Genomic DNA, 2,892 nt, shown 5'->3' on the forward strand with positions numbered 1-2,892 from the left:
AACGTCTCTTGCATTCACGAACCCTCACCGACTTAAGCCCCATTGGGGCGGCCGCGACGCGGTTAGTCGGTGCAGGGTTGTCCGCTGAATCCGCTTCTCCGAAAATTCTTCTTGCGGACCGAGGGACGGCGTAAGCCGGCCCGACGCGTGAATGCGGTGTTATCCGAAGGATCTGACATCTTCGAGTTGCTTACTTCCTTCCTCCATGACCAACCGATAACGCTTGCCTTTCATTACCGATTTACCCATCTCTTCCTTACTATTGCTTCTTTGATTAACTCGCAATTTTGCTTCTGCTTCACTGCTTAGCCCGCAATTCGTCTTTTACTTCTGCTTCTCTGCTTCTCCCGCAACTCGTCTTTTACTTCTGCTTCTCTGCTTTGGCCTACAACTCATCTTTTACCCCTGCTTCTCTGCTTAGCCCACAACTCGTCTTTTATTTCTGCTTGAATTTGATTATTGCATGCACCAAAATTCATCTACCGACAATTAACCACTAATTTTTCTTTTACTTTATTTTTTCAGATCTTTCAGATAACGTTCTTGCATTCACGAACCCTCACCACCTTAAGGGGGACTGGGAGGCTTAGATAGCTCCTATCTTAGCCTCCCAGTTCACCGGCCGCGATGCGGTTAGGTGGTGCAGGGTTGTCCGCAGCTCCCGCTTCCCCGAGATCACTTCTGCGGACCGAGGGCGTAAGCCCGATGCGTGAATGCGGTGTTAGATGAAGTAATATGCCTTCTTCGAATCCACCCTCCTATAAATTAATAAGGANAGCTCCCGCTTCCCCGAGATCACTTCTGCGGACCGAGGGCGTAAGCCCGATGCGTGAATGCGGTGTTAGATGAAGTAATATGCCTTCTTCGAATCCACCCTCCTATAAATTAATAAGGAATTCCTCAAGTATTCTTAATGGTTTCAACGAGTCCTCATATATCTCACTAGTTATTGCAATAACCATACTCAATCTAGGTATTACACATATATATTGACCACCAAACCCCAAAGCAAAAATCATTTCTGTCCTACTTGTTTCTGCAGTGTTCATATTTAGGTTTCTTACCCACCAATGGTAAGCATAATAACCAATAGATTCATAAGTTAAATAATAAGGTTGTGTAGATTTCTTCAACCAGTCTGATGAAACAATACGGCTGTTTTTCCAGTCTCCCTCATGCAAAAACAAAGTCCCTATCTTTAACATATCAATAGTGGTCATAGTCAAGCCGTCTGCACCTCGGTTAATACCTTTACTGTCTTCGAACCAATTCGTTTTCGTGATTCCTAAAGGTCTGAACAGATGAAGATTTGCAAACTCTATAGCTTTCATTCCTGTAGTCTTCTGCAAGATCGCTGTTAACACGTGCGAACAACCAGAATTGTAATTCATTTTTACCCCTCGGTTATCTTGGAGATCTCTCTCAAACACATATTTTACAATGTCTGAACTAAATACCATTGGGGCGAAACAATTCCATTCACCGAATTCTGGCCAGTCAAATCCCGCCGACATTGTAAGCAAATCTTCAATAGTGATGTATCGTTTTCTAGTATCTTCTAGCCTATTGATTTCTGGAAAATAACTACAAACTGGTTCTGAAATACTTTTTATATATCCCTTATCAAGTGCAATACCAATAAGTATTGATAAAATACTTTTAGTGCACGAATTGATTTTTTGAGGATTAATTTCTATTTTTCTATTTTTGTAATATTCAAAGACTAAGCTATCTTCCCTCATAATTAGACAGCTTTTAATCTTTACTTTTTTTATTGCTCGTTCAAATTCATTAGGTATATTTGAATTCATTCTCTCATCCTTATTTGCATATTATTTCATCTAACGTTGTAGCATTCACGACGCCTTTCTGACTTAAAGTGAATTCTGACCATTAGATAGCTCTTATCTTATGGTCAGGGTTCACTGGGCGCGATGCGCTTAGTCAGAAAGGATGTGGTGAATTGCCTTCCAGTCGTATCCCTTACGACTGGGGCTGAACCCGAGGGGCGTATGCCCCGATACGTGAATGCGGTGTTAAGTGATGTTCCGCACTTCTTCGATTATGCTTGATCAAGCTTTTTGTGGAGTTCTCTCTTGTTAATAGGATGATAGGTAAGCAATTTACCATTATAAATCACATTAAATGTTCCATATGCAGATGCAGCAAACTGTGCTGCATTCGAATTATCAATATCTATTACTTTTGAATTAATACCTCTTTCTGCTGCAACTTCTAATATTGTTTCGACAGCATCGTGTATATAAGGACATTGATCTGATTTCAGTATTGTTATTCCATCGCGATATTTACTTGCTCGTTCTTCCCAACCATGATTAAATTTGGGAATAACTTGATGATCATTAAATTTCTTTACTATTAGTTCAAAACACGGTGGTGCTTGTTCAACAGATTCAAATCCGTTTTTAATGAAAAAATCTTTATCTGCTAACCAAGTTTGGCTACTTGCTACCATAGCTACTCCTGATTTGTTATGTAATTTTGCGTCTTCAATACAGTCCAACAATAGTTTCGAACCATAACCCTTCCCTTTTGCTTTTCCTACAATCCACATACAATGAATAAGCAGATAATTGGAACCCTTAACGCCTCGCCAACTATTTTCAATTGGTATATATTCGATAAATCCTTTTGGATGTCCGTTGTCTTCGAGCACTTTAAGCTTTAATCCATCCTGAAATCTATTGAGAAGCCATGTAAGTTTACTTTGATAGCCTTCTGATTTCGGTTTGCTTCTCATACAAAAAAATCCTTTTTCTTGTATGTTTTCCGAAGTAATATCTACTACCTCGATCATGCTCTCATCTCCAATCTTTTGCGGAATTTCACTTAACGTCTCTCGCATTCACGAACCCCGTAGGGGTTGTCCGC

At 40.3% G+C, this 2,892-nt stretch carries 2 protein-coding genes; both read right to left on the reverse strand.

Annotation, left to right across the window (positions count from 1 at the left end):
- Positions 1-878: 878 nt before the first annotated feature.
- The gene (locus JET16_RS29660) at positions 879-1,811 is read right to left on the reverse strand and encodes a serine hydrolase domain-containing protein (protein WP_199624843.1); all 933 of its coding nucleotides are present in this window, start codon (positions 1,809-1,811) and stop codon (positions 879-881) included.
- 251 nt (positions 1,812-2,062) lie between these two features.
- Complete coding sequence (locus JET16_RS29665) at positions 2,063-2,866, reverse strand: GNAT family N-acetyltransferase (RefSeq protein ID WP_199624844.1); 804 nt, start codon at positions 2,864-2,866, stop codon at positions 2,063-2,065.
- Between the last annotated feature and the right edge of the window lie 26 nt (positions 2,867-2,892).

Origin of the sequence: Paenibacillus alkalitolerans, assembly GCF_016482785.1 — a bacterium.
GTDB classification, from domain to species: Bacteria; Bacillota; Bacilli; order Paenibacillales; family YIM-B00363; genus Paenibacillus_AE; species Paenibacillus_AE alkalitolerans.